Raw genomic sequence first — 1819 nt, forward strand, 5'->3', positions numbered from 1 at the left:
TGCTAACTATAACAGACTATTCAGACAAAATCCTAACAGATACAACTCTAACCCTAAAAAAAGATGAAAATCTAATTATCTTAGGCTCAAATGGAGCAGGTAAATCAACCCTAGCCAAACTCTTATGTGGCGTAAGCCATTCAAAAAGAGTAGAGATAGATGGTCAAAAATTTAACAGATTATCAGCAAAAGAACGCTCAAGGAATATAAATTATATCCCACCAAAACTAGAGATATTTGATGAGTATATTACAGTAAGAGATTTTCTAGAGCTAAGTAGATTATATGGTCATATAAGTGTAGATGAAACCATTAGACTACTAGATTTGGATTCCCTAGCCAACTTCTCATGCAAAACCCTAAGCTCTGGTGAACAACAACGACTCCTTTTAGCCTCATCTCTACTTCATGGAGCAGAGATAACGATATATGATGAACCGACAGCCAATCTTGACCCAAATCGCACAGTTGAGGTTTATAAGATACTTCAATCTGACAAGATAAAGAGTCGAATTATCATCACTCATGATTTGTCGTTGGCTTATCGTTTAGAGTATAGAGTTATTTATATGGATAAAGGGAGAATAGTTTTTGATGATGAGAGTAAGAAGTTTTTTGAAGAGTCTAATCTTGCAAAGTTTTTTGGGGATAGCTTGAAGAGAGTAGATGACTATTTTGTGGTGAATATATGAGATATATAGCTTCTCTTTTATCCATAACGATTCTACTTCTAGCCCCATTCTACGGACAGATAGAGATAGCACTAAACAATCTAACAGACCCAAGCACCGTAGACTACAAACTCTTTTGGGATTTAAGAGTCCCAAGAGTAATTGTAGCCTTTTTTGCAGGTGGATTGTTGGGTCTAGGTGGTCTAATCTTCCAATCTCTTTTTAAAAACCCAATGGGAACACCCTACACTCTTGGAGTAGCAAGTGGAAGTACACTTGGCGTGGCGTTTGCAATTATCTTTGGATATACCTCTTTGGTCTCACTCTTTGGATTTGTGGGGGCATTGTTTACCGTTATAATCCTCTTTGGTATCACAGCAAGGCTCAAATCATATGAGAGTAATTCACTTCTACTCGTGGGAATAGCCCTCTCCTTTTTCTACTCTGCATCACTTATGATACTCTTTTATCTCTCCGATGAGTCACAAAGTTTTGAGATAGTTCGATTTACTATGGGTTCTGTGGATGTTGTGGGTATGGGTGAGACTCTTCCTATTGTATTAGCAAGTTTTGGACTACTCGGTATGGCTCTTTGGTATAGAGGTGAACTTCGACTTCTGCTAACCTCCAACGATAATGCTTTTCTAAAAGGAGTAGAGGTCAAAAGAGTCAATACTATTCTGCTTTTGGTAGTCTCTATCTCTACAGGAGTCTGTGTGAGTATCACAGGACCTATCGGTTTTGTGGGATTAATAATCCCTCATATTATCAAAATTTTCTACAAACAGAGTGCTGACAGGCTTATAGCTCCTATCTTTTTCTACTCTGGAGTCTTTTTGGTTTTGAGTGATTTGATTGCTCGTAATTTGGGGACTAACTCTGATGTACCTATAGGGATTATCACCTCTTTTGTCGGTGGTCCTTTTTTTGTCTATTTGATTGTTCGGAAAAAACAATGAATTAACGAGGCTAAAGCCATCGGTTCCTTATATGCAATCTGCATTTTCGGAATCGGCGTGTTTACACCCGAACTATTTGGTTCAAAAAAAGCTTAATTCATTGACATTGGGCTAAAGCCATCGGTTCCTTCTATGCAATCTGCATTTTCGGAATCGGCGTGTTTACACCCGAACTATTTGGTTCAAAAA

General features: G+C 37.9%; 2 protein-coding genes. Both read left to right on the plus strand.

What is annotated here, in order from left to right; all coding sequences use genetic code 11:
* The coding region (locus GSY74_RS05335; protein WP_164664071.1) for an ABC transporter ATP-binding protein at nt 1–692 on the plus strand (692 nt) is incomplete at its 5' end.
* The gene (locus tag GSY74_RS05340; RefSeq protein WP_164664072.1) at nt 689–1630 is read left to right on the plus strand and encodes an iron ABC transporter permease; all 942 of its coding nucleotides are present in this window, start codon (nt 689–691) and stop codon (nt 1628–1630) included. The genes GSY74_RS05335 and GSY74_RS05340, both read left to right, overlap by 4 nt.
* Nucleotides 1631–1819 lie beyond the last annotated feature (189 nt).

Source organism: Sulfurovum sp. bin170 (assembly GCF_010892395.1).
Classification (GTDB): domain Bacteria; phylum Campylobacterota; class Campylobacteria; order Campylobacterales; family Sulfurovaceae; genus UBA1140.